The sequence below is a fragment of the Streptomyces sp. NPDC015532 genome, assembly GCF_043078065.1.
Taxonomy (GTDB): Bacteria; Actinomycetota; Actinomycetes; order Streptomycetales; family Streptomycetaceae; genus Streptomyces.
Genome location: NZ_JBIBSY010000004.1, coordinates 424,054 through 448,987 on the forward strand (window position 1 = coordinate 424,054; position 24,934 = coordinate 448,987).

Sequence of the window (24,934 nt, forward strand, 5' to 3'; positions counted from 1 at the left end):
GACGCCTCCGCCGAGGCGACGGCTACTCTGCGGCCATGCTGCACCTGCGCCTGATCACTCCCCCGGACCGGACCGACGACGTCGTACGCCTGATCGAGGGGACCGTCGGCACCGCACACCTCGTCGTGCTTCCGGGTGCCGCCCGCAATCCGGCGGGCGACGTCGTGATGTGCGATGTCGCGCGCGAGGCGGGCGACGAACTCATCGGCGCGCTCCGGAAGACCGGGCTCGACCGGACCGGGTCGATCGCCGTCGAGAACATCGACCTGTCGCTGTCGAAGCGGGCCGACAAGGCCGAGGAGGAAGCCCCGGGCGAGGGCGCGGACGCGGTGCTGTGGGAGCAGCTGAGGGACGCGACGCACGAGGAGTCGACCCTCAACGTCACCTATCTCGCGTTCCTCACCGTGGCCACGATGCTGGCGGCCTGCGGTGTGATGCTCGACAACGCGATCCTGATCGTCGGCGCGATGGCCGTGGGCCCGGAGTTCGGACCGCTGGCGGGCATCTCCACGGCGCTGGTGGAACGCGCCCCGCACCTGGTGTGGCGGTCGCTGTGGGCGCTGCTCGCGGGTTTCGCGGCGGCGATGGTGATGACCGCGGGCTTCAGCTGGCTGATGGACGTGTTCGGGCTGTTCTCGAAGTCCATGGTGGAGGCGGACCGGCCGAACACGGCGTTCATCTGGCAGCCGGACTGGATGTCGTTCGTCGTGGCGTTCCTCGCCGGGATCGCCGGAACGCTGTCCCTCACCTCCGCCAAGTCGGGCGCCCTGATCGGCGTCGCGATCTCGGTGACCACGGTCCCGGCCGCCGCCAACGCCGCCGTGGCCCTCAGTTACACGGACTACTCGCAGACCTGGGGTTCCACCAAGCAGCTGCTGTTCAATCTGCTCGGCATCGTGGTCGCCGGCACGCTGACGCTGCTGGCCCAGAAGTGGTTCTGGGCGATGCAGCGCAAGCGGCAGACCCCCCGTCCGGCCCCCGCCCGCTAGGGCCTGTCCGACCCTTCGCGTCGTCGCCCGGAGGGCCGCCCGGCGCAGGCGCCGCCGCGGACAGCCGTGAGGCCCGGCACCCCTGGGGTGCCGGGCCTCACGGATTCAGGCGGAGAGGCTGCGACCTGTCCTGGGACCTGTCCTAGCCGAGTGCCGACTTCACGGCGTCGGCGAGGCGGGCGGCCACCGAGCGGGCGTGGTCGATGTCGGCGGCCTCGACCATGACGCGGACGAGCGGCTCGGTGCCGGAGGGGCGCAGCAGCACCCGTCCGGTGGTGCCGAGTTCGCTCTCGGCGTCGGCCACCGCGGCGGCGAGCTCGGCGGAGGTGTTCACCCGTGTCCGGTCGACGTCGGGCACGTTGATGAGGACCTGCGGCAGCCGTTCCATGACCGAGGCGAGGTCCCGGAGCGTACGGCCGGTCTGGGCGACCCGGGCGGCGAGCAGCAGGCCGGTGAGCGTGCCGTCGCCGGTCGTGGCGTGGTCGAGGATGATGACGTGCCCGGACTGCTCGCCGCCGAGCGCGTAGCCGTGCCGCTTCATCTCCTCCAGGACGTAGCGGTCGCCGACCGCGGTCTGGATGAAGGCGAGGCCCTCGCGCTCCATGGCGAGCTTGAAGCCCAGGTTGGACATGACCGTCGCGACAACGGTGTCGGAGCGCAGTGCGGAACGCTCCCGCATCGCCAGCGCGAGAACGGCCAGGATCTGGTCGCCGTCGATCTCCTCGCCCGTGTGGTCCACGGCGAGGCAGCGGTCGGCGTCGCCGTCGTGCGCGATGCCGAGGTGGGCACCGTGCTCGACGACGGCGGCCTTGAGGAGCTCCAGATGGGTGGAGCCGCAGCCGTCGTTGATGTTCAGCCCGTCGGGCTCCGCGCCGATCGTGATGATCTCGGCACCGGCCCGCGCGAAGGCCTCGGGCGAGACCCGGGCGGCCGCGCCGTGCGCCTCGTCGAGGACGACCTTCAGACCGTCGAGGCGGTTCGGGAGCACTCCGATGAGGTGGGCCACGTACTGGTCGAAGCCCTGGTCGTAGGAGTTCACCCGGCCGACGCCGGAGCCCGTCGGGCGGTCCCAGGGAGCGCCGGTGCGGTGCTCCTCGTAGACGCCCTCGATCCGGTCCTCCAGCTCGTCGGCGAGCTTGTGCCCGCCGCGGGCGAAGAACTTGATGCCGTTGTCGGGCATGGCGTTGTGGCTCGCGGAGAGCATCACGCCGAGGTCGGCGCCGAGCACCCCGGTGAGGTACGCCACCGCGGGGGTGGGCAGCACGCCGACGCGCAGGACGTCCACACCGGCGCTGGCGAGGCCGGCGACCACCGCGGCCTCCAGGAACTCCCCGGACGCGCGCGGATCCCGTCCGACCACCGCGACCGCCCGGTGGCCCTCGAAGGTGCCCGCCTCGGCGAGTACGTGCGCCGCCGCAACGGAGAGCCCGAGCGCGAGCTCGGCCGTCAGATCCGCGTTGGCGACACCACGCACGCCGTCCGTGCCGAAGAGTCGTCCCACTTGTCCTCCTGAGAAAGCTGCAGAGTACGGAAGTGCTCCGAAGGATACGGAGTCATCCGATCACATGAGCCTTTGAGCACCTTGTGCCGTTATACGCCCAACCACTGTGATAAACGAACGCCCCGGCGGCACTGTGGTGTGCAGCCGGGGCGTTCGGAGCTACGCGTATGACGCGCAGAAGCAAACGGCGAAGATTAACGCTTGCTGTACTGCGGAGCCTTGCGGGCCTTCTTGAGACCGGCCTTCTTGCGCTCGACCGCACGGTCGTCGCGCTTGAGGAAGCCGGCCTTCTTGAGGGCGCCGCGGTTGTTGTCCACGTCGGCCTCGTTCAGCGCACGGGCCACGCCGAGGCGCAGGGCACCGGCCTGACCCGAGACGCCGCCACCCGAGATGCGGGCGACAACGTCGTAGCGGTTGTCGAGTTCGAGCACCTTGAAGGGCTCGTTGACTTCCTGCTGGTGCACCTTGTTGGGGAAGTAGTCCTCAAGGGTGCGACCGTTGATCTTCCACTTGCCGGTGCCCGGAACGATCCGGACGCGGGCGATGGCGTTCTTGCGACGGCCCAGGCCGGCGGCCGGCTGCGGGTCGCCGAAGCGGCCTTCGAGCGACTCCGAGGTGTACTCGCCCTCGACGGGCACCTCGGACTCGGTGGTGTAGCTCTCGATGTCGACAAGCTCGGTCTCAGTCTCTTCGACCGGCTGCTCAACGGTGGTCTCGGCCACGATTCTCCTCAGATTCTTTTTCGTCTTAGGGGGTGGCCGGAACTACTGCGCGACCTGGGTGATCTCGAACGGGACCGGCTGCTGCGCAGCGTGCGGGTGGTTCTCGCCCGCGTAGACCTTCAGCTTCGAGAGCACCTGACGGCCCAGGGTGTTCTTGGGAACCATGCCCCTGATGGCCTTCTCGACGGCCTTCTCGGGGTTCTTCGCCAGCAGCTCGTCGTAACGGACGGAGCGCAGACCACCCGGGTAACCGGAGTGGCGGTACGCCAGCTTCTGGGTCTTCTTGTTGCCGGAGAGGTGCACCTTGTCGGCGTTGATGATGATGACGAAGTCACCAGCGTCGACGTGGGGCGCGTAGATCGGCTTGTGCTTGCCGCGCAGAATGTTCGCGGCAGTGGTCGCCAGACGACCCAGGACGACATCCTGGGCGTCGATGACGTACCACTGGCGAGTGATGTCGCCGGGCTTGGGGCTGTACGTACGCACGGTCGTAGCCTTCGCTTCTTCAGTGAGTGGGTCCTGACATGGCCACCACGGACGATCACGACAGCCCTGACCGCACTGCGGTGACGCATACCGCGTGCTGGTCGCTGGTCATCAGCCCCGGTGGACCGGTGTAAGGGCCCCTCACGTGAGAATGAGCAAGCCAATACACATAACGAACTGCAAGCTTACCCGCGGCGGCCCGCAAGGGTCAAAACGCGAGTGCTCACACCCTCGTGGCCCGTCGTCCTCGTCGCTGGGCGACGAAGTGGTCCGGGCCGGCGAGCGGCAGGTGACGGCGGCGCGGGAGCGCCACCGATGCAGTCATCACACACAGGGTAAAGCAGTCACGGAAGGAACGCCGGGTCACCGCTTCCAGCCAGGGCCAGTCCGCGCCGGGCACCTGCGGCACCAGCGCCAGCCAGAACCAGGGCCCACGGGCCGCCGCGCCGGGGTACGGCAGCCCCGCGAGCAGCAGCGGCACCACCACGAGCAGATAGTGGTCGTAGGACGGCCGGGACACCAGGAACGCCGAGAGCATCAGCAGCACCGCGGTCTCGGCGAGCCGCAGGGGCCCGGGAACACCGCGCGACCAGCGGCGGTGGGCGGCCAGCGCCCCGGCACCCGCCGCCGCGCAGGCCAGCGGGACCGCCACCGGGGACGGCACCCCGAGACGCGGCAGCACGGCCGCCGGAGAGGCCTCGTAGAGGCGTACGAAGCCGTCGTGGCCGCGCAGCAGGAACGGCAGCGTCCGTGTGACGAACGCCGCAGGATCGGGCATCAGCAGCGCCGCCCCGCCGGACGCCACGGCGGGCAGGAGGAACATCGCGGCCAGCGCCCGCCACCGGCGCGCGAAAAGAAAGAGGAGCGCCACGGGGGCGAGCAGCGGCTTCAGGGCGAGGGCCGCGCCGATGACCACCCCGGCCCACCCCCACCGGTCCCGCGCGGCCAGCAGCAGGGCGAGCGGCAGGGCCGCCGCGGCGGTCACGGTCCAGTTGCCGAGCGAGACCAGGTGTCCGAAGGGCGCGAAGCCCAGCGCGAGCCCGGCCGGGCCGAGCACCCCCAGGCGGCTGCGCCAGGGGATCCCGTGGACGCTCAGCGCGCAGGCCCAGCCCGTCATCAGGAGCGCGGTCACCGTCAGCGGGACCAGCACGCGCAGCGCGTACGCCGGGAGCAGCGTCTGCGGCACCGCCGCGAGCACCGCGCTCGGGAGATAGAGGAAGTGCCGGTCGGCGTAGGGCGAACCGCCGTCCAGCCAGGTCCGCGCCGCCCGTACGACGATCGCGTTGTCCATCCCCCCGTCCGAGGTGTGGAGCGCGACGCCCACGGCGTGCGCGCACAGCACCGCGCCCGAGGCCGCCCACGCGTGCCAGGAGGCCCTACGTACCAACCACCCGGAGATGTCACTTTTGCCCTTGCGCATTCAGATCACGCTAGGGGCTCAAGTGCCCGGTGGAGCTGACCGGCACCCCCCAACCCCCGTCTAAGATGCGGCGCATGAGTTATGGGCAGGGTGGGCAGGGGCAGCCCCCATGGGACCCCTGGAAGCCGGGTTCTCAGCAAACGCCTCAGTGGAACAACCAGCGTTCCGGCGGGAATCCCGACTGGGCCGCCATGGCGGAGGCTTCCGAAACACGCAACAAGCGGCGCAAAGTGCTGCTCATCGTGGGCGGGGCGCTGGCCACCGTCGCGGTCGGCGCTGCCGTGGCCATGGCCGTCGCCAACGCGAACGGGAACAATCAGGCCACGAAGCAGCCGTCCCAACTGCCCGCCAGCGCGGACATTCCCGGCGCCACGACACCGGCGCCGTCCTTCGAGCCGACCTCGGCTCCGCCGCCGCTGGATCCGAAGCAGTTCATAGCCAGCGCGCAGAAGGACACCGCGCCGCTGAGCCCGGACATCCTCTTCCCCGGTACGCAGCTCACGATGGGCAACCGTGTGTACCGCAAGGGTCCGACGGCCGACACGAAGAACTGCGCCTCGGCCGTGAAGGGCACGCTGCCGTCGGTTCTGAGGAAGGACGGCTGCACCCGCTTCATGCGGGTCACCTACGTCAAGGACGGGGTGGCGGTGACGGTCGGCATCGCGGTGTTCGACACCGAGGCCCGGGCGACCAAGGCCAAGGCCGACGCGGACAGCAAGAGCATCATCGCCTCGCTCCCGGGCAACGGCATCAAGGCGTTCTGCGACGCGGCCGTCTGCCGGTCGACCACCAACGCCTACGGCCGTTACGCCTACTTCACGCTCTCCGGTTTCACCAACGGCAAGGACGTGACGACGAAGGACACCGCCGTGTTCACGACCGGCGACGATCTCGCGGAGTTCGCGTTCCGTCAGATCGGCCGGCGGGGACAGGCCCAGGCGTCGGCCGCGGCCAACCGGTAGCGGTCACGGGCGGCGGCCGGTGAACACCGGCCGCCGCGCCGCCCCTGGCGCGGGGGTTGACGCCCTCTCAGGCGAACGGACCGTCAGCGGACCCGCGCAGGCGCCCGGGTGTCAGCAGGTCTCGCATCCGCCCGCACCCGGCAACGTCCGTTTGTTCCGGGCCTCCTTGTTCCGCGCGGCCAGCAACTCGTCGGCGGGGTAGCCCACTTCCTCCAGCGTCAGCCCGTGCGGCCGTACGACGTGAACGGCCGAGTCCCGGACGCCGGCGGCGAGCACCTTGCCCGGCCACTCGGGACCGCGGTGCCCGTCCCCCACGAACAGCAGGGCCCCGATCAGCGACCGCACCATGTTGTGGCAGAAGGCGTCGGCCCGCACGGTGGCGGTGATGACACCGTCCTCACCCCGTACCAGGCTCAGTTGCTGGAGCGTGCGGATGGTCGTCGCCCCCTCGCGCTTCTTGCAGTACGCGGCGAAGTCGTGCTCGCCCAGCAGCCGCCGCGCCGCCGCGTTCATGGCGTCCACGTCCAACGGCCAGTCGTGCCACAGGACATGACTGCGCAGCAGCGGGTCGACGCCGCCTGGTTCGTCGGTCACGCGGTAGGCGTAGCGCCGCCAGACCGCCGAGAACCGCGCGTTGAAGCCGGCGGGCGCCTCGGTGAGCGACCACACCCGCACGTCCTTGGACAGCCTCCCGGCCAGCCGCTTCAGCAGCTTCTCCCGGTGCTCGGCCCACAGTTCCCCGGGCAGGTCGACGTGGGCCACCTGGCCGCGCGCGTGCACCCCGGCGTCGGTCCGCCCGGCCACGGTCAGCTCGTACGTCGTGTCCTTGGTCCGGGTCACCGTCCGCAGCGCGTCCTCGATCTCGCCCTGCACGGTCCTGCGTCCGCCGGCCTGCTTGGCCCACCCGGAGAACTCGGTCCCGTCGTACGACAGGTCCAACCGCACCCGGACGAACCCGGGCTCCGCTTCGTCACTCACACCTAGATCCTCTCAAGCCCGGGTTGCTCCCCGGGAACGCGAAAGCGGGCCCGCCCCGAAAGGGACGGACCCGCTCACAGCAAGGCAGTGCCTCAGGCGTCCTTCGACTCCTCGGCGGGAGCCTCAGCGGCGTCCTCGACCTTGGTGTCCTCGACCTTGGCCGGAGCCTCGGCGTCCTTGGCGGAACGCTTGGTCGCGGCCTCGGCCTCACCAGTGGCCTGCTGGGCCACGGTCAGGGCCTCCACCAGCTCGATGACAGCCATGGGCGCGTTGTCGCCACGGCGGTTACCGATCTTGGTGATACGGGTGTAGCCACCCGGGCGGTTCTCGTATCGCGGGCCGATCTCGGTGAAGAGCGTGTGCACGATGCTCTTGTCCGTGATCACCGAGAGCACCTGACGGCGGTTGTGAAGGTCACCCTTCTTCGCCTTGGTGACCAGACGCTCCGCGTAGGGACGCAGGCGACGGGCCTTGGCCTCGGTGGTGGTGATGCGGCCGTGCTCGAAGAGCGACTTCGCGAGGTTCGCGAGGAGCAGCTTCTCGTGCGCGGCGCTGCCGCCCAGACGGGCACCCTTGGCGGGCTTCGGCATGGTTTCTCCTAGGTGTCTGCCCCGGCCGTATCAGGTACCGGAGTCAGTGTCCGAGCGGGCGATTGCCCGTCGAAGATCCGGGGTCCCGAAGGACCCCGGAGGACGGAAGCCGTCCCAGTACCGGATCAGTACTGCTCGGTCTCCACGAAACCCGCGTCCGCGTCGTCGTCGGCGCCGAAGGCGTCGGCGGCGGCGGTCGGGTCGAATCCGGGCGGGCTGTCCTTGAGGGCCAGGCCCATGCCGGCCAGCTTCGCCTTGACCTCGTCGATGGACTTCGCACCGAAGTTGCGGATGTCCAGGAGGTCGGCCTCGGAGCGGGCGACGAGCTCACCCACGGAGTGGATGCCCTCACGCTTGAGGCAGTTGTACGACCGAACGGTGAGCTCCAGCTCCTCGATCGGCAGGGCGAGATCAGCGGCGAGGGCGGCGTCCGTGGGGGACGGGCCCATGTCGATGCCCTCGGCGTCGATGTTGAGCTCGCGGGCCAGACCGAACAGCTCGACCAGGGTCTTACCGGCCGACGCCATGGCGTCACGGGGACGCATGGCCTGCTTGGTCTCGACGTCGACGATCAGCTTGTCGAAGTCGGTGCGCTGCTCGACACGGGTCGCCTCGACCTTGTACGTGACCTTCAGCACCGGCGAGTAGATCGAGTCGACCGGGATGCGCCCGATCTCCTGACCGACCTGCTTGTTCTGAACGGCGGAGACGTAGCCGCGACCGCGCTCGACGGTCAGCTCCATCTCCAGCTTGCCCTTGCCGTTGAGCGTGGCGAGGACGAGGTCGGGGTTGTGGACCTCGACACCGGCCGGGGGCGCGATGTCGGCGGCGGTGACCAGACCCGGGCCCTGCTTGCGCAGGTACATCACGACCGGCTCGTCGTGCTCCGAGGAGACGACCAGCTGCTTGATGTTGAGGATCAGGTCGGTGACGTCCTCCTTGACGCCCGGCACGGTGGTGAACTCGTGCAGGACACCGTCGATACGGATGCTGGTGACAGCAGCGCCGGGGATCGACGAGAGGAGGGTGCGGCGCAGGGAGTTGCCGAGGGTGTAGCCGAAGCCCGGCTCCAGCGGCTCGATCACGAACCGGGAGCGGAATTCGTCGACGACCTCTTCGGTCAACGAGGGGCGCTGAGCGATCAGCATGGGGTGATCAGATCCTTCATTCGTGGACGCCCGCTATTTGACGCCCGACAAAAGCGCGCCTCCGAAGAGACGGGTACAGCAAGGGTACGGGCGATACGGCCCTTTTACGGAGCCGTACCGCCCGGAAACCTCGAACCAGCACAGGGCCGTCAGGAACGACGACCGAGCGGCCGTGCGTCAGACGCGGCGGCGCTTCGGCGGACGGCAGCCGTTGTGCGGGGTGGGGGTGACGTCCTGGATCGAGCCGACCTCGAGGCCAGTGGCCTGGAGGGAGCGGATCGCGGTCTCGCGGCCGGAGCCCGGGCCCTTCACGAAGACGTCAACCTTGCGCATGCCGTGCTCCTGCGCGCGACGGGCGGCCGACTCGGCGGCCATCTGCGCGGCGAAGGGGGTGGACTTGCGCGAGCCCTTGAAGCCGACGTGGCCGGCGGAGGCCCAGGAGATCACGTTGCCCGAGGGGTCCGTGATCGAGACGATCGTGTTGTTGAACGTGCTCTTGATGTGAGCGTGCCCGTGAGCGACGTTCTTCTTTTCCTTGCGGCGCACCTTCTTGGCAGCGCCCTGACGACCCTTGGGGGGCATCTATTTCTCCTACGGGGAGGTGGTCGGTCCTACAGCGAAGACCGCTGGTGAAGCGTTGTCCGCTGAGGACTACTTCTTGCCCGGCTTCTTCTTGCCGGCGATCGCGCGACGCGGGCCCTTGCGGGTACGAGCGTTCGTGCTGGTGCGCTGACCGTGCACGGGCAGGCCACGACGGTGGCGGATGCCCTGGTAGCAGCCGATCTCGATCTTGCGGCGAATGTCGCCCTGGATCTCGCGACGGAGGTCACCCTCGGTCTTGATGTTGGCGTCCACGTACTCGCGGATCTTGACCAGCTCCTCCTCGGAGAGGTCACGAACGCGCGTGTTGGGGTTCACGCCAGTCTCGGCCAGCGTCAGCTGGGAAAGCGTCCGGCCGATGCCGAACACGTAGGTGAGGGCGACCTCCACACGCTTTTCGCGCGGGATGTCAACACCGGAAACGCGTGCCATTCAATGGCTCCAGTTGTCGTTCGGAGGTCTTCCGCAGAACCGGATCCCGCCCGCCGTCGTCCTCTGATCCAAGGGATCGAGCATTCGGTACGAACCGGGTCCCCGGCCTCCGACCGGGGGTGTCAGGCCTGATGAGACTCAGCCCTGGATCCTGCGTATGAACATGTACTACTGCGTCGCGCGAAGTATCTGCGGGGTGCAGAAGGTTCGGTCGTGCGTCAGCCCTGGCGCTGCTTGTGGCGCGGGTTTTCGCAGATGACCATGACCCGACCGTGACGGCGGATCACCCTGCACTTGTCGCAGATCTTCTTGACGCTCGGCTTGACCTTCATTAGGTGAGGTTCTCCGGGTCAGTGCCACCCCCCGCGTCCCGGAACCGGAACACGGAGCAAGGCAAGATCTACTTGTAGCGGTAGACGATCCGGCCGCGCGTCAGGTCGTACGGAGACAACTCCACCACGACCCGGTCGTCAGGGAGGATGCGGATGTAGTGCATGCGCATCTTGCCGCTGATGTGCGCCAGGACCTGGTGGCCGTTCTGGAGCTCCACCTTGAACATCGCGTTCGGAAGAGACTCAACGACAGTGCCCTCGATCTCGATGGCACCTTGCTTCTTGGCCACGCTTTGCCCTTCGAATCGACTACCTTGATCGACTTCGTGCGAGCCGCATGCAGACATGCGGGTGCACGAGAGCCGACGAGTCAGTCTACGTCAGGGCTCCCGGAAAGACGAATCGACCTGTGTCCTCCCCGCCACTCATGACGATGCCCCACCCATCGGCGCGGTATGCGCGAAGGGCGGGGCTGACCGTTGGCACGGCCGGCGCGGAGAGCGAGCGGGCTCCCCGCGGGCGGGGGCTCAGCCGGCGAGGGGGTCGGGCGCCGCGGTGACCCCGTACTCGGCGAGCTTCGCCCGGCCGCAGTCGGGAGCGGTGAGGACCAGCGGTCCCTCAGCCGTCAGCGCCACGGAGTGCTCCCAGTGCGAGGACCAGGTCCCGTCCGTGGTGATCACGGTCCAGTCGTCCTCCAGCACCTCGGTCCGCGGTGTGCCGAGGGACACCATCGGCTCGATCGCCAGGCAGAGACCGGGAACCAGCTTCGGTCCCTTCCCCCGCTTGCGCTCGACGTAGTTCAGCAGGTGCGGGTCCATGTGCATCTCGGTGCCGATGCCGTGGCCGCCGTAGTCCTCGACGATGCCGTACTTGCCGCCGCCCGGCTTGGGCTGGCGGCGGATGTAGGTCTCGATCGCCCGGGAGATGTCGACCAGGCGGTTGCCCACCTTCATCGCCGCGATGCCCGCCCACATCGACTCCTCGGTCACCCGGGAGAGCTCGATCAGTTCCGGAGCGTGTCCGGAGCCCACGAACGCGGTGAACGCGGCGTCACCGTGCCAGCCGTCCACGATCGCGCCGGCGTCGATGGAGATGATGTCGCCGTCCTTCAGGACGGTCTTGTCGTCGGGGATGCCGTGGACGACGACCTCGTTGGCCGAGGTGCAGATCGTCGCGGGGAAACCGCCGTACCCGAGGAAGTTCGACTTGGCGCCGTGCTCCTCCAGCACCTTGCGCGCGACCTCGTCCAGGTCCCGGGTGGTCGCTCCGGGCACCGCCGCTTCCCGCGTGGCCGCATGGATCGCCGCGACGACCAGCCCCGCCTCACGCATCTTGGCGATCTGCTCGGGCGTCTTGATCTGCACCATGGTGGCTGCGGCCTTTCTGGACCGGAGAACGGACTACTCCAACGATACGGGGGACTCGCCCCGCTCTGCCCGGGGTCCTGCGACCCCGCCGCGCACAGGACCTCCGCCCCGTCCGTCTCGCACGTCGGCCGCGGCACCCGGTGAGGGTGCCGCGGCCGATGCGACGTACTGCTTCACACTCCCGCGACGCGTGCGTCACGGAACGGACCGCAGGGACTAGGCGTCCTCGCGGGCCAGCGCCCCCATCGCGCGCGCCGTGACCTCTTCGACCTTGCCGAGCGCCGGGATCGTGACGACCAGGCCCTGCGACCGGTAGTAGTCGATGATCGGCTCGGTCTGCGTGTGGTAGACCTCCAGCCGCGTGCGGACGGTGTCCTCGGAGTCGTCGTCGCGCTGGTACAGCTCGCCGCCGCAGACGTCACAGACGCCCTCACGCTTCGGCGCCTTGTACGACACGTGGAAGACGTGCGCCGAGTCGTTGCGGCAGATGCGACGGCCCGCGATACGGCGGACCACCTCGTCCTCGGGGACCTCCAGGTCCAGCACCGCGTCCAGCTTCATGCCCTCGGTGCTCAGCATCTCGTCCAGCGCCTCGGCCTGCGAGACGTTGCGCGGGAAGCCGTCGAGCAGGAAGCCGTTCTCCGCGTCGGGCTGCTCCATGCGGTCCTTGGCCATGGCGATGGTGACCTCGTCCGGTACCAGTTCGCCCTTGTCCATGTAGGACTTCGCCAGCTTGCCGAGCTCCGTCTGCTGAGAGATGTTGGCGCGGAACAGGTCGCCCGTTGAGATGTGCGGGATCGCCAGATTCTTGGCGAGGAACGCGGCCTGCGTTCCCTTCCCGGCACCGGGCGGCCCGACGAGGACGATTCGCATCAGCGGAGGAACCCTTCGTAATTGCGCTGCTGAAGCTGACTCTCGATCTGCTTCACCGTCTCAAGGCCCACACCCACGATGATGAGGATGCTGGTGCCACCGAACGGGAAGTTCTGGTTTGCCCCGAAACCAACCAACGCCACCGTCGGCACGAGAGCGATCAGCCCCAGATACAGCGAACCCGGCCAGGTGATCCGGTTGAGTACGTAACTGAGGTACTCAGCGGTCGGCCGGCCAGCCCGGATGCCCGGGATGAAGCCACCATACTTCTTCATGTTGTCGGCGACTTCCTCGGGGTTGAACGAGATCGCCACGTAGAAGAACGCGAAGAACACGATCAGAAGGAAGTACATGGTGATGTAAATCGGGTGGTCACCCTTGGTCAGGTTCTGCGTGACCCACGTTTTCCACCCCGAGTTGCTCTTCGAGAACTGGGCGACCAGGCTCGGAATGTAGAGCAGCGACGACGCGAAGATGACAGGAATCACACCTGCCTGGTTGACCTTCAGCGGAATGTAGGTCGAGGTACCGCCGTAGGAACGGCGGCCGATCATGCGCTTCGCGTACTGGACGGGAATCCGGCGCTGCGCCTGCTCGACGAAGACCACCAGGCCGACCATGCACAGACCCACCGCGATGACCGTGCCGAACTCGATCCAGCCATCGGCCAGCTTGCCCTGGACCTTGACGGTCCACAGGGCGCTCGGGAAGGTCGCGGCGATCGAGATGAACATCAGGATCGACATGCCGTTGCCGATGCCGCGGTCGGTGATCAGCTCACCGAGCCACATGACGACACAGGTACCGGCGGTCATCGTGACGACCATCGTGATCGTGGTGAAGATCGACTGGTCGGGGACGATCTGGTTGGCCACGGGGCAGCCCGAGAACAGCGCGCCGCTGCGGGCGGTGGCCACCAGGCCGGTGCCCTGCAGGATGGCCAGCGCGACCGTCAGATAGCGGGTGTACTGCGTGATCTTCGCCGTACCGGCCGAGCCCTCCTTCTTGAGGGCCTCCAGTCGCGGGATCACCACGGTGAGCAGCTGGAGAATGATGCTCGCCGTGATGTACGGCATGATGCCGAGCGCGAAGATCGTGATCTGCAGCAGCGCGCCGCCACTGAACATGTTGATCAGGCTGAACAGCCCGCGGTTCGTGTCGGCCATGTCCATGCACGACTGGACGTTCTTGTAGTCCACGCCGGGGATCGGAACGTGGGTACCGACCCGGTAGACCACGATGATGCCGAGCGTGAAGAGCAGCTTCTTGCGCAGGTCGGGCGTCCTGAACGCCCGGGCGAACGCGGTGAGCACGGTGCCTCCTGCGACCCCCGCGCTACAGCGTCAGAGGGTGACGGTCTTGAGGTTCGACGGATGACTGACAGCTAACCAACAGTCAAAGACCGCCCGGAGTTCCCGTGAGGCACGCCGGACGAAAATTAACAGTGCAGGCCACCTTACCGGCGACACTGCCCCCCTAGGAACGACCAACCGGGGATGCCCCTTTTGTGGGCATCCCCGGTTGGGATCGTTCAGGTCATCGAGACGCCTGCTGAAATCAGACGAGCTCGGTGACGGTACCGCCGGCAGCGGTGATCTTCTCCTTGGCGGAGCCGGAGACGGCGTCGACCGTCACCTGCAGCGCCACGGAGATCTCGCCCTGGCCGAGGACCTTGACGAGGCTGTTCTTGCGAACGGCACCCTTGGCGACGAGACCCTCGACGGTGACCTCGCCACCCTCCGGGTACAGCGCGCCCAGCTTGTCGAGGTTCACGACCTGGAACTCGGTCTTGAACGGGTTACGGAAGCCCTTCAGCTTCGGAAGACGCATGTGGAGGGGCATCTGGCCACCCTCGAAGCGCTCCGGAACCTGGTAGCGGGCCTTCGTGCCCTTGGTACCACGGCCTGCCGTCTTACCCTTCGACGCCTCACCACGACCAACACGGGTCTTGGCGGTCTTGGCGCCCGGGGCGGGACGGAGGTTGTGGATCTTGAGCGGGTTGTTTTCCGCCATGATCAGTCGACCTCCTCGACCGTCACGAGGTGGCGGACGGTGTGAACCATTCCGCGGAACTCGGGGCGGTCCTCCTTGACGACCTGCGTGTTGATGCCCTTGAGACCAAGGGAACGCAGGGTGTCACGGTGGTTCTGCTTGCTGCCGATGTACGACTTCGTCTGCGTGACCTTGAGGCGAGCCATTACGCACCCGCCCCGGCACGTGCACGAAGGAGAGCCGCGGGGGCGACGTCCTCGAGGGGCAGACCACGGCGAGCCGCGATCTCCTCGGGACGCTGCAGGCCCTTGAGGGCCGCCACGGTCGCGTGCACGATGTTGATCGCGTTGGAAGAACCGAGCGACTTCGACAGGATGTCGTGAACGCCGGCGCACTCCAGGACAGCTCGCACCGGGCCACCGGCGATAACGCCGGTACCGGGGGAAGCAGGCTTGAGCAGGACGACGCCCGCGGCCTTCTCGCCCGTGATCGGGTGCGGGATGGTGCCCTGGATACGGGGGACCTTGAAGAAGTGCTTCTTGGCCTCTTCAACACCCTTGGCGATCGCGGCCGGCACCTCCTTGGCCTTGCCGTAACCGACACCGACGGTGCCGTCACCATCGCCCACCACGACCAGCGCGGTGAAGCTGAAGCGACGACCACCCTTCACAACCTTGGCGACGCGGTTGATCGCGACAACGCGCTCAACGTACGCGGTCTTCTCGGCAGCAGCTGCGCCGCCGTCACGGCCCTTCCGGTCCCGCCGCTCGCCGCCACCGGCACCGCTTCCGCGGCGCTGGGGTCCAGCCATTGGATTACCTCTCTCTTTTTCCGCTAGCTACGCAGCGTCAATGAAGTCACTGCGCGACGGGCGACTCAGAACTTGAGTCCGGCTTCGCGGGCGGCGTCCGCCAGGGCGGCGATGCGCCCGGCGTACTGGTTACCACCACGGTCGAATACGACAGCCTCGACACCGGCGGCCTTGGCGCGCTCGGCGACAAGTGCGCCGACCGACTTCGCCTGAGCCGACTTGTCGCTCTCGCCGCCGCGGATCGTCGTGTCCAGGGTCGACGCCGACGCGAGGGTGTGACCCTTAACGTCGTCGATGACCTGGGCCACGATGTGGCGGTTGGAGCGCGTCACGACCAGGCGCGGACGCTCAGCCGTACCCGAGATGTGCTTACGGATCCGGATGTGACGACGCTTGATGGCAGCACGCTTGTAAGCGTCGCCCTTAGCAATCTTGACACCGTATGCCATGGCTTACTTACCCGCCTTTCCGACCTTGCGCCGGACGACTTCGCCCTCGTACTTGACGCCCTTGGCCTTGTACGGGTCGGGCTTGCGCAGCTTGCGGATGTTGGCCGCAACCTCGCCGACCTTCTGCTTGTCGATTCCCTCGACCGAGAAGTGCGTCGGGTTCTCGACCTTGAACGAGATGCCCTCGGGCGCCTCGACCGTGATCGAGTGGCTGTAGCCGAGCGAGAACTCCAGGTTGGAGCCCTTCGCCAGGACGCGGTAACCGACACCGCTGATTTCGAGCTTCTTCACGTAACCCGCGGTCACGCCGGTGATCATGTTCGCCACCAGCGTGCGGGACAGGCCGTGGAGGGCCTTGTTCTGACGCTCGTCGTTCGGGCGGGTGACATTGAGAATGCCGTCCTCGCCCTTGGCGACCTCGATCGGCGCCGCGACGGTGTGGGAGAGGGTGCCCTTGGGACCCTTCACCTGGACCGTGCGACCGTCGATGGTGACGTCCACGCCGGCGGGAACCGTGATGGGGAGCTTGCCAATACGCGACATAGCTGTTTCCTCCGTTCCCTTCTACCAGACGTAGGCGAGGACTTCTCCGCCTACGCCCTTCTTGCCGGCCTGCTTGTCGGTGAGGAGACCGTGTGACGTGGAGATGATCGCCACGCCGAGGCCACCGAGCACCCTGGGCAGGGAGGTGGACTTCGCGTACACACGCAGACCCGGCTTCGAGATCCGCTTGATGCCCGCGATGGAGCGCTCACGGTTCGGGCCGAACTTCAGCTCGAGGACGAGCTTCTTGCCGACCTCGGCGTCCTCGACCTTCCAGCCGGTGATGAAGCCCTCCTGCTGGAGGATCTCTGCGATGTGCGACTTGATCTTGCTGTGCGGCATCGCGACATCGTCGTGGTACGCCGAGTTCGCGTTACGCAGACGCGTAAGCATGTCTGCGATGGGATCAGTCATGGTCATGAATTGGCCTTCGGCCTCTCTCGCCGGGGTTTCCTGTATGCGCCATCCCTCTCCCCACTCAGTGGCGGGACGGGTGCGGTGCGGGGACCTACGGCGTAGTAAGTCGTCTGGGCGTCAGGCGCCCAACCCTCCTAGCCTAAGGCATGGAGAGATGGGCACCTGACAGAGCCCTTTGCTTACCGAGAGTCCTGGAACCCTGAATTACAGGGACTACCAGGAGCTCTTGGTCACGCCCGGCAGCTCGCCACGGTGAGCCATCTCACGAAGGCAGACGCGGCACAGGCCGAACTTGCGGTACACGGAGTGCGGACGACCGCAGCGCTGGCAGCGCGTGTATCCACGCACACCGAACTTGGGCTTACGAGCAGCCTTGGCAATCAGAGCCTTCTTCGCCATCTCGCTTACGCCTCCTTGAAGGGGAAGCCGAGGTGACGAAGGAGCGCGCGGCCCTCAGCGTCGTTGGTCGCCGTGGTCACCACGGTGATGTCCATACCCCGGGTGCGGTCGATCTTGTCCTGGTCGATCTCGTGGAACATGACCTGCTCCGTGAGACCGAAGGTGTAGTTGCCACGGCCGTCGAACTGCTTGGGGGACAGACCACGGAAGTCGCGGATGCGCGGAAGCGCGAGCGACAGGGTGCGGTCCAGGAACTCCCACATGCGGTCGCCACGGAGTGTGACGTGGGCACCGATCGGCTGACCCTCGCGCAGCTTGAACTGCGCGATGGACTTGCGGGCCTTGGTGATGGCCGGCTTCTGACCGGTGATCGTGGTCAGGTCACGGACGGCACCGTCCATGAGCTTCGAGTCACGGGCGGCGTCGCCGACACCCATGTTGACCACGATCTTGACGAGGCCCGGCGTCTGCATGACGTTCTCGTAGGAGAACTCTTCCTGCAGCTTCGCCGCGATCTCCTCGCGGTACTTCGTCTTGAGACGCGGAGTGGTGGTGGTAGCCATCAGATGTCCTCACCCGTCCGCTTGGCAACGCGGATCTTGTTGCCCTCTTCGTCGAAGCGGTAACCGACGCGCGTGACAACCTTGTTGCCGTCCTTCTCAACGACCAGCTGGACGTTGGAGACGTGGACGGGCGCCTCGGTCGTGACGATGCCACCGGCCTGGGAACCCTTGGCGGTCGGACCGGCCTTCGTGTGCTTCTTGACCCGGTTGACACCCTCGACCAGGACGCGCTCGTCGCGCGGGTAAGCGGCAATGACCTTGCCCTGCTTGCCCTTGTCCTTACCGGTGATGACCTGAACCAGGTCGCCCTTCTTGATCTTCATGCTTACAGCACCTCCGGCGCGAGCGAGATGATCTTCATGAACTTCTTCTCGCGCAGCTCACGGCCGACAGGGCCGAAGATACGGGTGCCGCGAGGGTCGCCGTCGTTCTTCAGAATGACGGCGGCGTTCTCGTCGAAGCGGATGTACGAGCCGTCCGGACGGCGGCGCTCCTTGACGGTGCGAACGATGACAGCCTTGACGACGTCACCCTTCTTCACGTTGCCGCCGGGGATCGCGTCCTTGACGGTGGCGACGATCACGTCACCGATGCCCGCGTAGCGGCGACCGGAGCCACCGAGCACACGGATGCAAAGGATTTCCTTCGCACCAGTGTTGTCGGCGACACGCAGTCGCGACTCCTGCTGGATCACGTCTATCTCCTGATTGTCTGCCGGTTCCCGGGACGGGGTCGTTCAGCACGACCCCGCCCCGAGCCTGGCGGAACCAACCTCAGGGAAACCCCTGAGGTACTTACTTGGCCTTCTCGAGGATCTCGACGATGCGCCAGCGCTTCGTCGAGGACAGCGGCCGGGTCTCCATCAGGAGGACGCGGTCGCCGACGCCGGCGGCGTTCTGCTCGTCGTGGGCCTTGAGCTTGCTCGTACGGCGGATGACCTTGCCGTACAGCGCGTGCTTCACGCGGTCCTCGACAGCGACGACGACGGTCTTGTCCATCTTGTCGCTGACGACCAGACCCTCACGGGTCTTGCGGAAGCCGCGCTCGGTCTTCTGCTCAGTCACGTTGCTCTCGCTCATCAGGCGCTCTCCACCGTCTCGATGCCCAGCTCGCGCTCACGCATCAGGGTGTAGATCCGCGCGATGTCCTTACGGACGGCCTTGAGCCGACCGTGGTTCTCGAGCTGACCGGTCGCCGCCTGGAAACGGAGGTTGAACAGCTCTTCCTTGGCTTCGCGGAGCTTCGCGAGAAGCTCCTCGTCACCCAGTTCGCGCAGCTCGGACGCCTTGGTACCGGCCGACATCACGCTTCACCTGCCTCGCGCTTGACGATCCGGCACTTCATCGGCAGCTTGTGGGCTGCGCGAGTGAGGGCCTCACGGGCGATCTTCTCGTTGGGGTAGGACAGTTCGAACATGACCCGGCCCGGGTGCACGTTCGCGATCCACCACTCCGGGGAACCCTTACCGGAACCCATGCGGGTCTCGGCAGGCTTCTTCGTGAGCGGGCGGTCCGGGTAGATGTTGATCCAGACCTTGCCGCCACGCTTGATGTGGCGGGTCATCGCGATACGAGCGGCCTCGATCTGGCGGTTCGTCACGTACGCCGGCGTGAGGGCCTGAATGCCGTACTCGCCGAACGAAACCTGCGTACCGCCCTTGGCCTGACCACGGCGCTTCGGGTGGTGCTGCTTGCGGTGCTTGACCCTACGGGGGATCAGCATGTCGGTCAGGCCTCCGTTCCGGTGCTCTCAGCCGGAGCGGCGGCGGGAGCCTCGGCCTTGGGGGCCTCGGCAGCCGGAGCCTGCTGCGGCTTGCGACCGCGACCGCCACGCTCGCCACCACGGCCACCACGGCCGGCCGGGCGGTCAGCGCCGCCACGGGCCGGGCGGTTGCCGGCGCGGGCAGCGGCGTTCTCGGCGCGGACCTCGGCGATGTTCTTGACGTCGCCCTTGTAGATCCAGACCTTCACACCGATGCGGCCGAAGGTCGTCTTGGCCTCGAAGAAGCCGTAGTCGACGTTCGCGCGGAGCGTGTGCAGGGGCACACGGCCCTCGCGGTAGAACTCCGAGCGGGACATCTCGGCGCCGCCGAGGCGGCCACCGCACTGGATCTTGATGCCCTTGGCGCCGGCCTTCATCGTGCCCTGCATGCTCTTACGCATGGCGCGACGGAAGGAGACGCGGGAGGACAGCTGCTCGGCAACGGCCTGAGCAACCAGCTGAGCGTCGGTCTCGGGGCTCTTGACCTCGAGGATGTTCAGCTGGACCTGCTTGCCCGTGAGCTTCTCGAGGTCACCGCGGATGCGGTCGGCCTCGGCGCCACGGCGGCCGATGACGATGCCGGGACGCGCGGTGTGGATGTCCACCCGCACGCGGTCACGGGTGCGCTCGATCTCAACCTTCGAGATGCCGGCGCGCTCCATGCCGGACGTCATCATCCGACGGATGGCGACGTCTTCCTTGACGTAGTCCTTGTACAGCTTGTCGGCGTACCAGCGGGACTTGAAGTCCGTGGTGATGCCGAGCCGGAACCCATGCGGGTTAACCTTCTGGCCCATTACCGGGTTCCTTCCTTGCTGCTGACGACCACGGTGATGTGGCTGGTCCGCTTGCGGATCCGGTAGGCACGGCCCTGGGCACGCGGCCGGAACCGCTTCAGGGTCGGACCCTCGTCGACGTAGGCCTCGGAGATGACGAGGCTGCCGGCGTCGGTGTGGTCGTAGTTGTGTGCGGCGTTGGCAATGGCGCTGTCAAGCACCTTGCCGACCGGCACGCTCGCGGCCTGCGGGGCGAAACGCAGGACCGCCTGAGCCTCCGTGGCATCCATGCCACGGATAAGGTCCACCACTCGGCGGGCCTTCATGGGCGTAACGCGGATGTACCGCGCCTGGGCCCTGGCTTCCATGGTTGTCCTTCCAGTGTCTGTCATGGTCGATTCCACCCCGCGTTAGCGGCGCTTCGACTTCCGGTCGTCCTTGACGTGACCCCGGAAGGTGCGCGTCGGCGAGAACTCGCCGAGCTTGTGGCCGACCATCGACTCGGTGACAAACACCGGGATGTGGGTCTTGCCGTTGTGCACCGCGATCGTGTGGCCGAGCATGGCCGGGATGATCATCGAGCGACGGGACCAGGTCTTGATGACGTTCTTGGTACCGGCTTCGTTCTGTACGTCCACCTTCTTTACAAGGTGTCCGTCGACGAAGGGTCCCTTCTTGAGACTGCGCGGCATCTAAACCCGCTCCTAGCGCTTCTTGTTCGTCTTGCGGCGGCGGACGATGTACTTGTTCGAAGCCTTCTTCGGCGAACGAGTACGACCCTCCTTCTGACCCCACGGGGAGACCGGGTGGCGACCACCGGAGGTCTTGCCCTCACCACCACCGTGCGGGTGGTCAACCGGGTTCATCGCCACACCGCGGACGGACGGGCGAACGCCCAGCCAGCGCTTACGGCCGGCCTTACCCCAGTTGATGTTGCTCTGCTCGGCGTTGCCGACCTCGCCGACCGTGGCGCGGCAGCGCTGGTCGACCAGACGGATCTCGCCAGACGGCATGCGGAGGTGGGCCATGGTGCCCTCCTTCGCGAGCAGCTGCACCGAGGCACCGGCGGAGCGGGCGAACTTGGCGCCGCCACCGGGACGGATCTCGATCGCGTGGATCGTGGTACCGACCGGGATGTTGCGGAGCGCCAGGTTGTTGCCCGGCTTGATGTCGGCCCCGGGACCGTTCTCGACGCGGTCACCCTGCGACAGGTTGCGGGGGGCGAGGATGTAGCGCTTCTCGCCGTCCGCGTAGTGAAGCAGCGCGATGCGCGCGGTGCGGTTGGGGTCGTACTCGATGTGCGCGACCTTCGCCGGCACGCCGTCCTTGTCGTGACGACGGAAGTCGATCACTCGGTAGGCGCGCTTGTGTCCGCCACCCTGGTGGCGAACGGTCACACGACCGGAATTGTTACGGCCGCCCTTGCTGTGCAGGGGGCGAACCAGCGACTTCTCCGGCGTGGACCGCGTGACCTCGACGAAGTCGGCGACGCTGGAGCCACGACGGCCCGGCGTAGTCGGCTTGTACTTGCGGATTCCCATTTCTCAGTCCTCGTCCGATATTCGGACCAGGGCACTCCGTTAGGAGGCCTGGCCGAAGATGTCGATACGGTCGCCCTCAGCGAGGGTCACGATCGCGCGCTTGCTGTCGGCACGCTTGCCGAAGCCCGTCTTGGTGCGCTTGCGCTTGCCCTGACGGTTGATCGTGTTGACCCCGGTGACCTTGACCGAGAAGACCGCCTGGACGGCCTGCTTGATCTGGGTCTTGTTGGCCCGCGGGTCCACGACGAAGGTGTACTTGCCCTCGTCGAGAAGCGCGTAGCTCTTCTCCGAGACGACCGGCTTGAGGAGGACGTCACGGGGGTCCGTGAAGCTCTTGCTCAGCGGGGTCTCGACGGTGTTCTTGCCTTCGGCCTCGTGGCGCTTCGCCTTGGCGATGCGCGCGACCTTCTTGGCCTTGGCGGCCTTCGAGGCGATGCTCGGGTGACGCGTAGCCATCAGGCTTCGCTCCCTTCGGTGTCAGCGGCCTGGGGGCCAGACACGAAGGACTCGAAAGCGGCCTGGGTGAAGACCACGTCGTCCGAGACGAGAACGTCGTACGTGTTCAGCTGGCCCGGCTCCAGGATGTGGACCTGGGGCAGGTTGCGCGCGGAGAGCAGCGCGGCCTCGTCGGAGCGCTCGATGACCAGGAGCACGTTCTTGCGCTCGCTGACCTTGCCGAGGAAGCTCTTCGCGGCCTTGGTGGAGGGGGTCTCGCCCTCGATCACGCCGGTGATGACGTGGATGCGAGCGTTGCGGGCCCGGTCGGTGAGGGCGTGGCGCAGGGCCGCGGCCTTCATCTTCTTCGGGGTCCGCTGCGAGTAGTCACGCGGGGTGGGGCCGTGAACGACGCCACCGCCGGCGAACTGCGGCGCGCGGGTCGAACCCTGACGGGCGCGGCCGGTGCCCTTCTGGCGGTAAGGCTTGCGGCCACCACCACGGACCTCGCCACGACGCTTGACCTTGTGCGTGCCCTGACGGGCGGCGGCCAGCTGCGCGACGACGACCTGGTGAAGCAGCGGAATGCTGATCTTCTCTACGTCGAAGATCTCGGCCGGGAGCTCAACGGTCCCGGCGGTGTCGCCGGAGGGCGACAGAATGTCAATGGTGCTCATGTCCTCAAGCCCCCTTGGCCGCGGTACGGACCAGGACGAGGCCGCCGTTCGGACCCGGGATGGCTCCCTTGATGAGGAGCAGGCCCTTCTCCGCGTCAACGGCGTGAACGGTCAGGTTCTGGGTGGTGACCCGCTCGTTGCCCATGCGGCCCGCCATGCGGACGCCCTTGAACACACGGCCCGGGGTGGCACAGCCACCGATGGAGCCGGGGGAGCGGTGCTTGCGCTGGACACCGTGTCCGGCGCCGAGGCCCTTGAAGTTGTGACGCTTCATGACACCGGCGAAGCCCTTGCCCTTGCTCTTGCCGGTCACGTCCACCTTGATGCCGGCCTCGAACACCTCAGCGGTGATCTCCTGGCCGAGGGTGTACTCGCTGGCGTCAGCGGTACGGATCTCGACGAGGTGGCGGCGGGGAGTGACGTCGGCCTTGGCGAAGTGACCCTTGAGGGGCTTGTTCACCTTGCGAGGGTCGATCTCGCCGAAGGCGATCTGGACCGACTCGTAGCCGTCGATGTCGTTCGTACGGACCTGGGTCACGACGTTCGGGCCGGCCTTGACGACGGTGACGGGAACAACACGGTTGTTCTCGTCCCACACCTGCGTCATGCCGAGCTTCTCGCCCAGGATTCCCTTGATCTGCTTAGCCATTCTCAGATCACCGATCCCTAGAGCTTGATCTCGATGTCGACACCGGCCGGGAGGTCGAGTCGCATCAAAGAGTCAACGGTCTTGGGCGTGGGGTCGAGGATGTCGATGAGGCGCTTGTGCGTGCGCATCTCGAAGTGCTCGCGAGAGTCCTTGTACTTGTGCGGCGACTTGATGACGCAGTACACGTTCTTCTCAGTGGGCAGCGGCACCGGGCCCGCGACCGACGCACCAGTGCGCGTCACCGTCTCGACGATCTTCTTCGCCGACGAATCGATGACCTCGTGGTCGTAGGCCTTGAGCCGGATGCGGATCTTCTGTCCCGCCATGGCTACTCAGTAGTCCTTTGTCTCGATTAAAACGCTCTGGTACCCGGGGGTTCGCGTCCTACCTCCGACCCACGCGGTCGGGTGTGTCGCGCTCCTGCCGACAGGGATATCCGTCACGGATTTCCCTACGAGGGACGCGGCTCCGCCCGAAAGCAACCGCAGGACCGGGGGTGAGAACACCCACCGGGTGCCTGGTCTGCACCCCGCTGACACTTCCCGGAAGATTCCCGTACGTCCGCCCCAGCGCTGCCTCACGACAGATTGGGCGACGAGTACTGTGGGACTCGCTTCCAGTCCTCCCGACGGGAGGCGCGCAGCATCGGCACTCGACCGAGCAACCCCGTTAGTCTGCCATACCGGACGGGGGGCTGGCCAATCGGGCCGGAGATCGTACCCCCAAGGTGACGAAGGTCAAACCCGGCACGGCCATGATCGCGTGACCGATCCCACAGAGTTCAGCCGATCCCCCCGACGCCGCCTCTCCCCGCCCCGTCGGGCCCCGGAGCGGATACGGACGCACCGGCTCATAAGCCCTCTCCAGGCAGCGCGCACGCGACGCCCCCGTCGCCGGGGCGGCCCGGACCCGGCAACACCGATGCTCCCCCTGGGGCCGGCACCCCACGGCAATCCTGCGACCCGTCAGGGAAGTCAATCCCACGGATCACGCAGGGGCCTGCGCTTCCACCACTCGGCGAGTTCCGCCTCGGGCCTCGCCTTCGTCGGACGCACCCAGGCGCGCAGAGACCGCTCCGGATCAGGGACACTCGCGGCGGCGAAGCGCTCGTCCAACCGCGCCAGCAACTGCCCCAGCGCACCCTCCCGGGCCTCCGCGGGCAGCCGGAGCATCAACTGCTCGAGCGAGTCACGGGAGTCGAGGTCGTTCTCGTAGGCGCTGATGGGATAGAAGTCGTCGCTCGCCCAACCGGGCTCCATCCGGCGCACCACACGCTCCCAGGACGCGAACCGATCCGCGACCGAATAGACGGGAGTCGTGATCCTCTCCCGCAACTGCGGCGCGACCCGGGACCGCTCCACCTCAAGACGCTCCGCGTCGCACCGGGCGACGGCCTCCATGACCTCCGCCGGCAACTCCGCCCACACGGACCGCGTTTCCGGCGCGGATCGGAACACGTCGTACGGTTCGCGCTTCCTGCCCCGCCGGGCCGGGGTGGGCTCCTCTGCCCGTGTCAACGCC

The 24,934-nt window shown here is 67.2% G+C and carries 38 protein-coding genes; 2 read left to right on the forward strand and 36 right to left on the reverse strand.

Annotated features, from left to right (window positions below; translation table 11 throughout):
- Window positions 1-35 precede the first annotated feature (35 nt).
- Window positions 36-989 carry a DUF389 domain-containing protein gene (locus ACF07B_RS16270; RefSeq protein ID WP_392179413.1) on the forward strand — a complete coding sequence of 318 codons (954 nt, stop codon included), beginning with the start codon at window positions 36-38 and terminating at the stop codon, window positions 987-989.
- 142 nt (window positions 990-1,131) lie between these two features.
- Here ACF07B_RS16270 and glmM read toward each other — a convergent pair whose 3' ends face one another.
- From glmM to ACF07B_RS16290, 4 genes are all read right to left on the reverse strand, one after another.
- Window positions 1,132-2,490 carry a phosphoglucosamine mutase gene (gene glmM, locus ACF07B_RS16275; protein ID WP_369480846.1) on the reverse strand — a complete coding sequence of 453 codons (1,359 nt, stop codon included), beginning with the start codon at window positions 2,488-2,490 and terminating at the stop codon, window positions 1,132-1,134.
- Between the two features lie 194 nt (window positions 2,491-2,684).
- Complete coding sequence (gene rpsI / locus ACF07B_RS16280) at window positions 2,685-3,212, reverse strand: 30S ribosomal protein S9 (protein ID WP_369480847.1); 528 nt, start codon at window positions 3,210-3,212, stop codon at window positions 2,685-2,687.
- A gap of 42 nt (window positions 3,213-3,254) precedes the next feature.
- A complete protein-coding gene (gene rplM, locus ACF07B_RS16285; RefSeq protein WP_037626954.1) occupies window positions 3,255-3,698 on the reverse strand; it encodes a 50S ribosomal protein L13 in 444 nt (147 codons plus the stop codon).
- A 223-nt stretch (window positions 3,699-3,921) separates the two neighbouring features.
- Entirely contained in the window at window positions 3,922-5,118 is a 1,197-nt protein-coding gene (locus tag ACF07B_RS16290; protein WP_392179414.1) for a glycosyltransferase family 87 protein, read from the reverse strand.
- 74 nt (window positions 5,119-5,192) lie between these two features.
- Between ACF07B_RS16290 and ACF07B_RS16295 the strand changes: the two genes are divergently transcribed.
- Entirely contained in the window at window positions 5,193-6,080 is an 888-nt protein-coding gene (locus ACF07B_RS16295) for a hypothetical protein (protein ID WP_369480849.1), read from the forward strand.
- 111 nt (window positions 6,081-6,191) lie between these two features.
- Here the strand turns inward: ACF07B_RS16295 and truA are convergent, their stop codons facing one another.
- From truA to ACF07B_RS16455, 32 genes are all read right to left on the reverse strand, one after another.
- Complete coding sequence (gene truA / locus ACF07B_RS16300) at window positions 6,192-7,058, reverse strand: tRNA pseudouridine(38-40) synthase TruA (RefSeq protein ID WP_369480850.1); 867 nt, start codon at window positions 7,056-7,058, stop codon at window positions 6,192-6,194.
- A gap of 92 nt (window positions 7,059-7,150) precedes the next feature.
- On the reverse strand, window positions 7,151-7,648 hold the full coding sequence (gene rplQ, locus ACF07B_RS16305; protein WP_168529668.1) for a 50S ribosomal protein L17: 498 nt from the start codon (window positions 7,646-7,648) through the stop codon (window positions 7,151-7,153).
- A gap of 125 nt (window positions 7,649-7,773) precedes the next feature.
- On the reverse strand, window positions 7,774-8,796 hold the full coding sequence (locus ACF07B_RS16310; protein ID WP_003966937.1) for a DNA-directed RNA polymerase subunit alpha: 1,023 nt from the start codon (window positions 8,794-8,796) through the stop codon (window positions 7,774-7,776).
- 177 nt (window positions 8,797-8,973) lie between these two features.
- Window positions 8,974-9,378 (reverse strand): 30S ribosomal protein S11, encoded by a 405-nt coding sequence (gene rpsK, locus ACF07B_RS16315; RefSeq protein WP_003956432.1) that lies wholly within the window; start codon window positions 9,376-9,378, stop codon window positions 8,974-8,976.
- A 69-nt stretch (window positions 9,379-9,447) separates the two neighbouring features.
- Window positions 9,448-9,828: a 30S ribosomal protein S13 gene (rpsM, locus tag ACF07B_RS16320; RefSeq protein WP_081218901.1), complete on the reverse strand. Its 381-nt coding sequence runs from the start codon at window positions 9,826-9,828 to the stop codon at window positions 9,448-9,450.
- Between the two features lie 218 nt (window positions 9,829-10,046).
- Window positions 10,047-10,160, reverse strand: a complete 114-nt coding sequence (gene rpmJ / locus ACF07B_RS16325; RefSeq protein ID WP_003998809.1) for a 50S ribosomal protein L36 — start codon at window positions 10,158-10,160, stop codon at window positions 10,047-10,049.
- Between the two features lie 68 nt (window positions 10,161-10,228).
- Entirely contained in the window at window positions 10,229-10,450 is a 222-nt protein-coding gene (gene infA, locus ACF07B_RS16330; protein WP_003948620.1) for a translation initiation factor IF-1, read from the reverse strand.
- 237 nt (window positions 10,451-10,687) lie between these two features.
- Window positions 10,688-11,527 carry a type I methionyl aminopeptidase gene (gene map, locus ACF07B_RS16335; RefSeq protein WP_384243105.1) on the reverse strand — a complete coding sequence of 280 codons (840 nt, stop codon included), beginning with the start codon at window positions 11,525-11,527 and terminating at the stop codon, window positions 10,688-10,690.
- Window positions 11,528-11,743: 216 nt separating this feature from the next.
- Complete coding sequence (locus ACF07B_RS16340; protein WP_392179415.1) at window positions 11,744-12,400, reverse strand: adenylate kinase; 657 nt, start codon at window positions 12,398-12,400, stop codon at window positions 11,744-11,746.
- The gene (gene secY, locus ACF07B_RS16345; protein ID WP_392179416.1) at window positions 12,400-13,713 is read right to left on the reverse strand and encodes a preprotein translocase subunit SecY; all 1,314 of its coding nucleotides are present in this window, start codon (window positions 13,711-13,713) and stop codon (window positions 12,400-12,402) included. Before secY ends, ACF07B_RS16340 begins: the two co-directional genes overlap by 1 nt.
- Before the next feature lie 244 nt (window positions 13,714-13,957).
- On the reverse strand, window positions 13,958-14,413 hold the full coding sequence (gene rplO, locus ACF07B_RS16350) for a 50S ribosomal protein L15 (RefSeq protein WP_189190330.1): 456 nt from the start codon (window positions 14,411-14,413) through the stop codon (window positions 13,958-13,960).
- Between the two features lie 2 nt (window positions 14,414-14,415).
- On the reverse strand, window positions 14,416-14,598 hold the full coding sequence (rpmD, locus tag ACF07B_RS16355) for a 50S ribosomal protein L30 (protein ID WP_055553514.1): 183 nt from the start codon (window positions 14,596-14,598) through the stop codon (window positions 14,416-14,418).
- On the reverse strand, window positions 14,598-15,203 hold the full coding sequence (gene rpsE, locus ACF07B_RS16360) for a 30S ribosomal protein S5 (RefSeq protein WP_006376045.1): 606 nt from the start codon (window positions 15,201-15,203) through the stop codon (window positions 14,598-14,600). The genes rpmD and rpsE overlap by 1 nt, the downstream gene beginning before the upstream one ends.
- 65 nt (window positions 15,204-15,268) lie before the next feature.
- The gene (gene rplR / locus ACF07B_RS16365) at window positions 15,269-15,652 is read right to left on the reverse strand and encodes a 50S ribosomal protein L18 (RefSeq protein ID WP_010986354.1); all 384 of its coding nucleotides are present in this window, start codon (window positions 15,650-15,652) and stop codon (window positions 15,269-15,271) included.
- 3 nt (window positions 15,653-15,655) lie between these two features.
- Entirely contained in the window at window positions 15,656-16,195 is a 540-nt protein-coding gene (gene rplF, locus ACF07B_RS16370; protein WP_369480853.1) for a 50S ribosomal protein L6, read from the reverse strand.
- A 21-nt stretch (window positions 16,196-16,216) separates the two neighbouring features.
- A complete protein-coding gene (gene rpsH, locus ACF07B_RS16375) occupies window positions 16,217-16,615 on the reverse strand; it encodes a 30S ribosomal protein S8 (RefSeq protein ID WP_261705332.1) in 399 nt (132 codons plus the stop codon).
- Window positions 16,616-16,825: 210 nt separating this feature from the next.
- The gene (locus tag ACF07B_RS16380; protein ID WP_003948630.1) at window positions 16,826-17,011 is read right to left on the reverse strand and encodes a type Z 30S ribosomal protein S14; all 186 of its coding nucleotides are present in this window, start codon (window positions 17,009-17,011) and stop codon (window positions 16,826-16,828) included.
- A 5-nt stretch (window positions 17,012-17,016) separates the two neighbouring features.
- Window positions 17,017-17,574: a 50S ribosomal protein L5 gene (gene rplE / locus ACF07B_RS16385; RefSeq protein ID WP_037626984.1), complete on the reverse strand. Its 558-nt coding sequence runs from the start codon at window positions 17,572-17,574 to the stop codon at window positions 17,017-17,019.
- On the reverse strand, window positions 17,574-17,897 hold the full coding sequence (rplX, locus tag ACF07B_RS16390) for a 50S ribosomal protein L24 (RefSeq protein ID WP_328449240.1): 324 nt from the start codon (window positions 17,895-17,897) through the stop codon (window positions 17,574-17,576). The genes rplE and rplX overlap by 1 nt, the downstream gene beginning before the upstream one ends.
- Window positions 17,898-17,899: 2 nt before the next feature.
- A complete protein-coding gene (rplN, locus tag ACF07B_RS16395) occupies window positions 17,900-18,268 on the reverse strand; it encodes a 50S ribosomal protein L14 (protein WP_003998823.1) in 369 nt (122 codons plus the stop codon).
- A gap of 100 nt (window positions 18,269-18,368) precedes the next feature.
- Window positions 18,369-18,653 carry a 30S ribosomal protein S17 gene (rpsQ, locus tag ACF07B_RS16400; RefSeq protein WP_181863401.1) on the reverse strand — a complete coding sequence of 95 codons (285 nt, stop codon included), beginning with the start codon at window positions 18,651-18,653 and terminating at the stop codon, window positions 18,369-18,371.
- Entirely contained in the window at window positions 18,653-18,877 is a 225-nt protein-coding gene (gene rpmC / locus ACF07B_RS16405) for a 50S ribosomal protein L29 (protein ID WP_003998824.1), read from the reverse strand. The genes rpsQ and rpmC overlap by 1 nt, the downstream gene beginning before the upstream one ends.
- Entirely contained in the window at window positions 18,877-19,296 is a 420-nt protein-coding gene (rplP, locus tag ACF07B_RS16410; RefSeq protein WP_010986348.1) for a 50S ribosomal protein L16, read from the reverse strand. Before rplP ends, rpmC begins: the two co-directional genes overlap by 1 nt.
- Window positions 19,297-19,301: 5 nt before the next feature.
- The gene (rpsC, locus tag ACF07B_RS16415) at window positions 19,302-20,132 is read right to left on the reverse strand and encodes a 30S ribosomal protein S3 (protein WP_355987593.1); all 831 of its coding nucleotides are present in this window, start codon (window positions 20,130-20,132) and stop codon (window positions 19,302-19,304) included.
- Window positions 20,132-20,479, reverse strand: coding sequence for a 50S ribosomal protein L22 (rplV, locus tag ACF07B_RS16420; RefSeq protein WP_006604878.1), 348 nt, complete (start codon window positions 20,477-20,479; stop codon window positions 20,132-20,134). Before rplV ends, rpsC begins: the two co-directional genes overlap by 1 nt.
- Before the next feature lie 42 nt (window positions 20,480-20,521).
- Window positions 20,522-20,803, reverse strand: a complete 282-nt coding sequence (rpsS, locus tag ACF07B_RS16425) for a 30S ribosomal protein S19 (protein ID WP_024755409.1) — start codon at window positions 20,801-20,803, stop codon at window positions 20,522-20,524.
- A 12-nt stretch (window positions 20,804-20,815) separates the two neighbouring features.
- Window positions 20,816-21,652: a 50S ribosomal protein L2 gene (rplB, locus tag ACF07B_RS16430; protein WP_153289116.1), complete on the reverse strand. Its 837-nt coding sequence runs from the start codon at window positions 21,650-21,652 to the stop codon at window positions 20,816-20,818.
- Window positions 21,653-21,691: 39 nt separating this feature from the next.
- Window positions 21,692-22,108, reverse strand: a complete 417-nt coding sequence (gene rplW / locus ACF07B_RS16435) for a 50S ribosomal protein L23 (protein WP_103549184.1) — start codon at window positions 22,106-22,108, stop codon at window positions 21,692-21,694.
- Entirely contained in the window at window positions 22,108-22,764 is a 657-nt protein-coding gene (gene rplD, locus ACF07B_RS16440) for a 50S ribosomal protein L4 (RefSeq protein WP_037627000.1), read from the reverse strand. Before rplD ends, rplW begins: the two co-directional genes overlap by 1 nt.
- 4 nt (window positions 22,765-22,768) lie before the next feature.
- The gene (rplC, locus tag ACF07B_RS16445; protein WP_328553961.1) at window positions 22,769-23,413 is read right to left on the reverse strand and encodes a 50S ribosomal protein L3; all 645 of its coding nucleotides are present in this window, start codon (window positions 23,411-23,413) and stop codon (window positions 22,769-22,771) included.
- Window positions 23,414-23,430: 17 nt separating this feature from the next.
- Window positions 23,431-23,739, reverse strand: coding sequence for a 30S ribosomal protein S10 (rpsJ, locus tag ACF07B_RS16450; RefSeq protein ID WP_003948644.1), 309 nt, complete (start codon window positions 23,737-23,739; stop codon window positions 23,431-23,433).
- Between the two features lie 648 nt (window positions 23,740-24,387).
- A complete protein-coding gene (locus tag ACF07B_RS16455) occupies window positions 24,388-24,930 on the reverse strand; it encodes a hypothetical protein (protein ID WP_369480854.1) in 543 nt (180 codons plus the stop codon).
- Window positions 24,931-24,934 lie beyond the last annotated feature (4 nt).

Bases quoted from the DNA above. Each gene is read 5' to 3' on its own strand.
- ACF07B_RS16270 (WP_392179413.1), top strand. From the start codon at position 36: ATGCTGCACCTGCGCCTGATCACTCCCCCGGACCGGACCGACGACGTC.
- ACF07B_RS16290 (WP_392179414.1), bottom strand. From the start codon at position 5,118: ATGCGCAAGGGCAAAAGTGACATCTCCGGGTGGTTGGTACGTAGGGCC.
- ACF07B_RS16295 (WP_369480849.1), top strand. From the start codon at position 5,193: ATGAGTTATGGGCAGGGTGGGCAGGGGCAGCCCCCATGGGACCCCTGG.
- rplQ (WP_168529668.1), bottom strand. From the start codon at position 7,648: ATGCCGAAGCCCGCCAAGGGTGCCCGTCTGGGCGGCAGCGCCGCGCAC.
- ACF07B_RS16310 (WP_003966937.1), bottom strand. From the start codon at position 8,796: ATGCTGATCGCTCAGCGCCCCTCGTTGACCGAAGAGGTCGTCGACGAA.
- rpsK (WP_003956432.1), bottom strand. From the start codon at position 9,378: ATGCCCCCCAAGGGTCGTCAGGGCGCTGCCAAGAAGGTGCGCCGCAAG.
- rpsM (WP_081218901.1), bottom strand. From the start codon at position 9,828: ATGGCACGCGTTTCCGGTGTTGACATCCCGCGCGAAAAGCGTGTGGAG.
- rpmJ (WP_003998809.1), bottom strand. From the start codon at position 10,160: ATGAAGGTCAAGCCGAGCGTCAAGAAGATCTGCGACAAGTGCAGGGTG.
- map (WP_384243105.1), bottom strand. From the start codon at position 11,527: ATGGTGCAGATCAAGACGCCCGAGCAGATCGCCAAGATGCGTGAGGCG.
- ACF07B_RS16340 (WP_392179415.1), bottom strand. From the start codon at position 12,400: ATGCGAATCGTCCTCGTCGGGCCGCCCGGTGCCGGGAAGGGAACGCAG.
- rplO (WP_189190330.1), bottom strand. From the start codon at position 14,413: ATGGCGGAAAACAACCCGCTCAAGATCCACAACCTCCGTCCCGCCCCG.
- rpmD (WP_055553514.1), bottom strand. From the start codon at position 14,598: ATGGCTCGCCTCAAGGTCACGCAGACGAAGTCGTACATCGGCAGCAAG.
- rpsE (WP_006376045.1), bottom strand. From the start codon at position 15,203: ATGGCTGGACCCCAGCGCCGCGGAAGCGGTGCCGGTGGCGGCGAGCGG.
- rplR (WP_010986354.1), bottom strand. From the start codon at position 15,652: ATGGCATACGGTGTCAAGATTGCTAAGGGCGACGCTTACAAGCGTGCT.
- rplF (WP_369480853.1), bottom strand. From the start codon at position 16,195: ATGTCGCGTATTGGCAAGCTCCCCATCACGGTTCCCGCCGGCGTGGAC.
- rpsH (WP_261705332.1), bottom strand. From the start codon at position 16,615: ATGACCATGACTGATCCCATCGCAGACATGCTTACGCGTCTGCGTAAC.
- ACF07B_RS16380 (WP_003948630.1), bottom strand. From the start codon at position 17,011: ATGGCGAAGAAGGCTCTGATTGCCAAGGCTGCTCGTAAGCCCAAGTTC.
- rplE (WP_037626984.1), bottom strand. From the start codon at position 17,574: ATGGCTACCACCACCACTCCGCGTCTCAAGACGAAGTACCGCGAGGAG.
- rplX (WP_328449240.1), bottom strand. From the start codon at position 17,897: ATGAAGATCAAGAAGGGCGACCTGGTTCAGGTCATCACCGGTAAGGAC.
- rpsQ (WP_181863401.1), bottom strand. From the start codon at position 18,653: ATGAGCGAGAGCAACGTGACTGAGCAGAAGACCGAGCGCGGCTTCCGC.
- rpmC (WP_003998824.1), bottom strand. From the start codon at position 18,877: ATGTCGGCCGGTACCAAGGCGTCCGAGCTGCGCGAACTGGGTGACGAG.
- rplP (WP_010986348.1), bottom strand. From the start codon at position 19,296: ATGCTGATCCCCCGTAGGGTCAAGCACCGCAAGCAGCACCACCCGAAG.
- rpsC (WP_355987593.1), bottom strand. From the start codon at position 20,132: ATGGGCCAGAAGGTTAACCCGCATGGGTTCCGGCTCGGCATCACCACG.
- rplV (WP_006604878.1), bottom strand. From the start codon at position 20,479: ATGGAAGCCAGGGCCCAGGCGCGGTACATCCGCGTTACGCCCATGAAG.
- rpsS (WP_024755409.1), bottom strand. From the start codon at position 20,803: ATGCCGCGCAGTCTCAAGAAGGGACCCTTCGTCGACGGACACCTTGTA.
- rplB (WP_153289116.1), bottom strand. From the start codon at position 21,652: ATGGGAATCCGCAAGTACAAGCCGACTACGCCGGGCCGTCGTGGCTCC.
- rplW (WP_103549184.1), bottom strand. From the start codon at position 22,108: ATGGCTACGCGTCACCCGAGCATCGCCTCGAAGGCCGCCAAGGCCAAG.
- rplD (WP_037627000.1), bottom strand. From the start codon at position 22,764: ATGAGCACCATTGACATTCTGTCGCCCTCCGGCGACACCGCCGGGACC.
- rplC (WP_328553961.1), bottom strand. From the start codon at position 23,413: ATGGCTAAGCAGATCAAGGGAATCCTGGGCGAGAAGCTCGGCATGACG.
- rpsJ (WP_003948644.1), bottom strand. From the start codon at position 23,739: ATGGCGGGACAGAAGATCCGCATCCGGCTCAAGGCCTACGACCACGAG.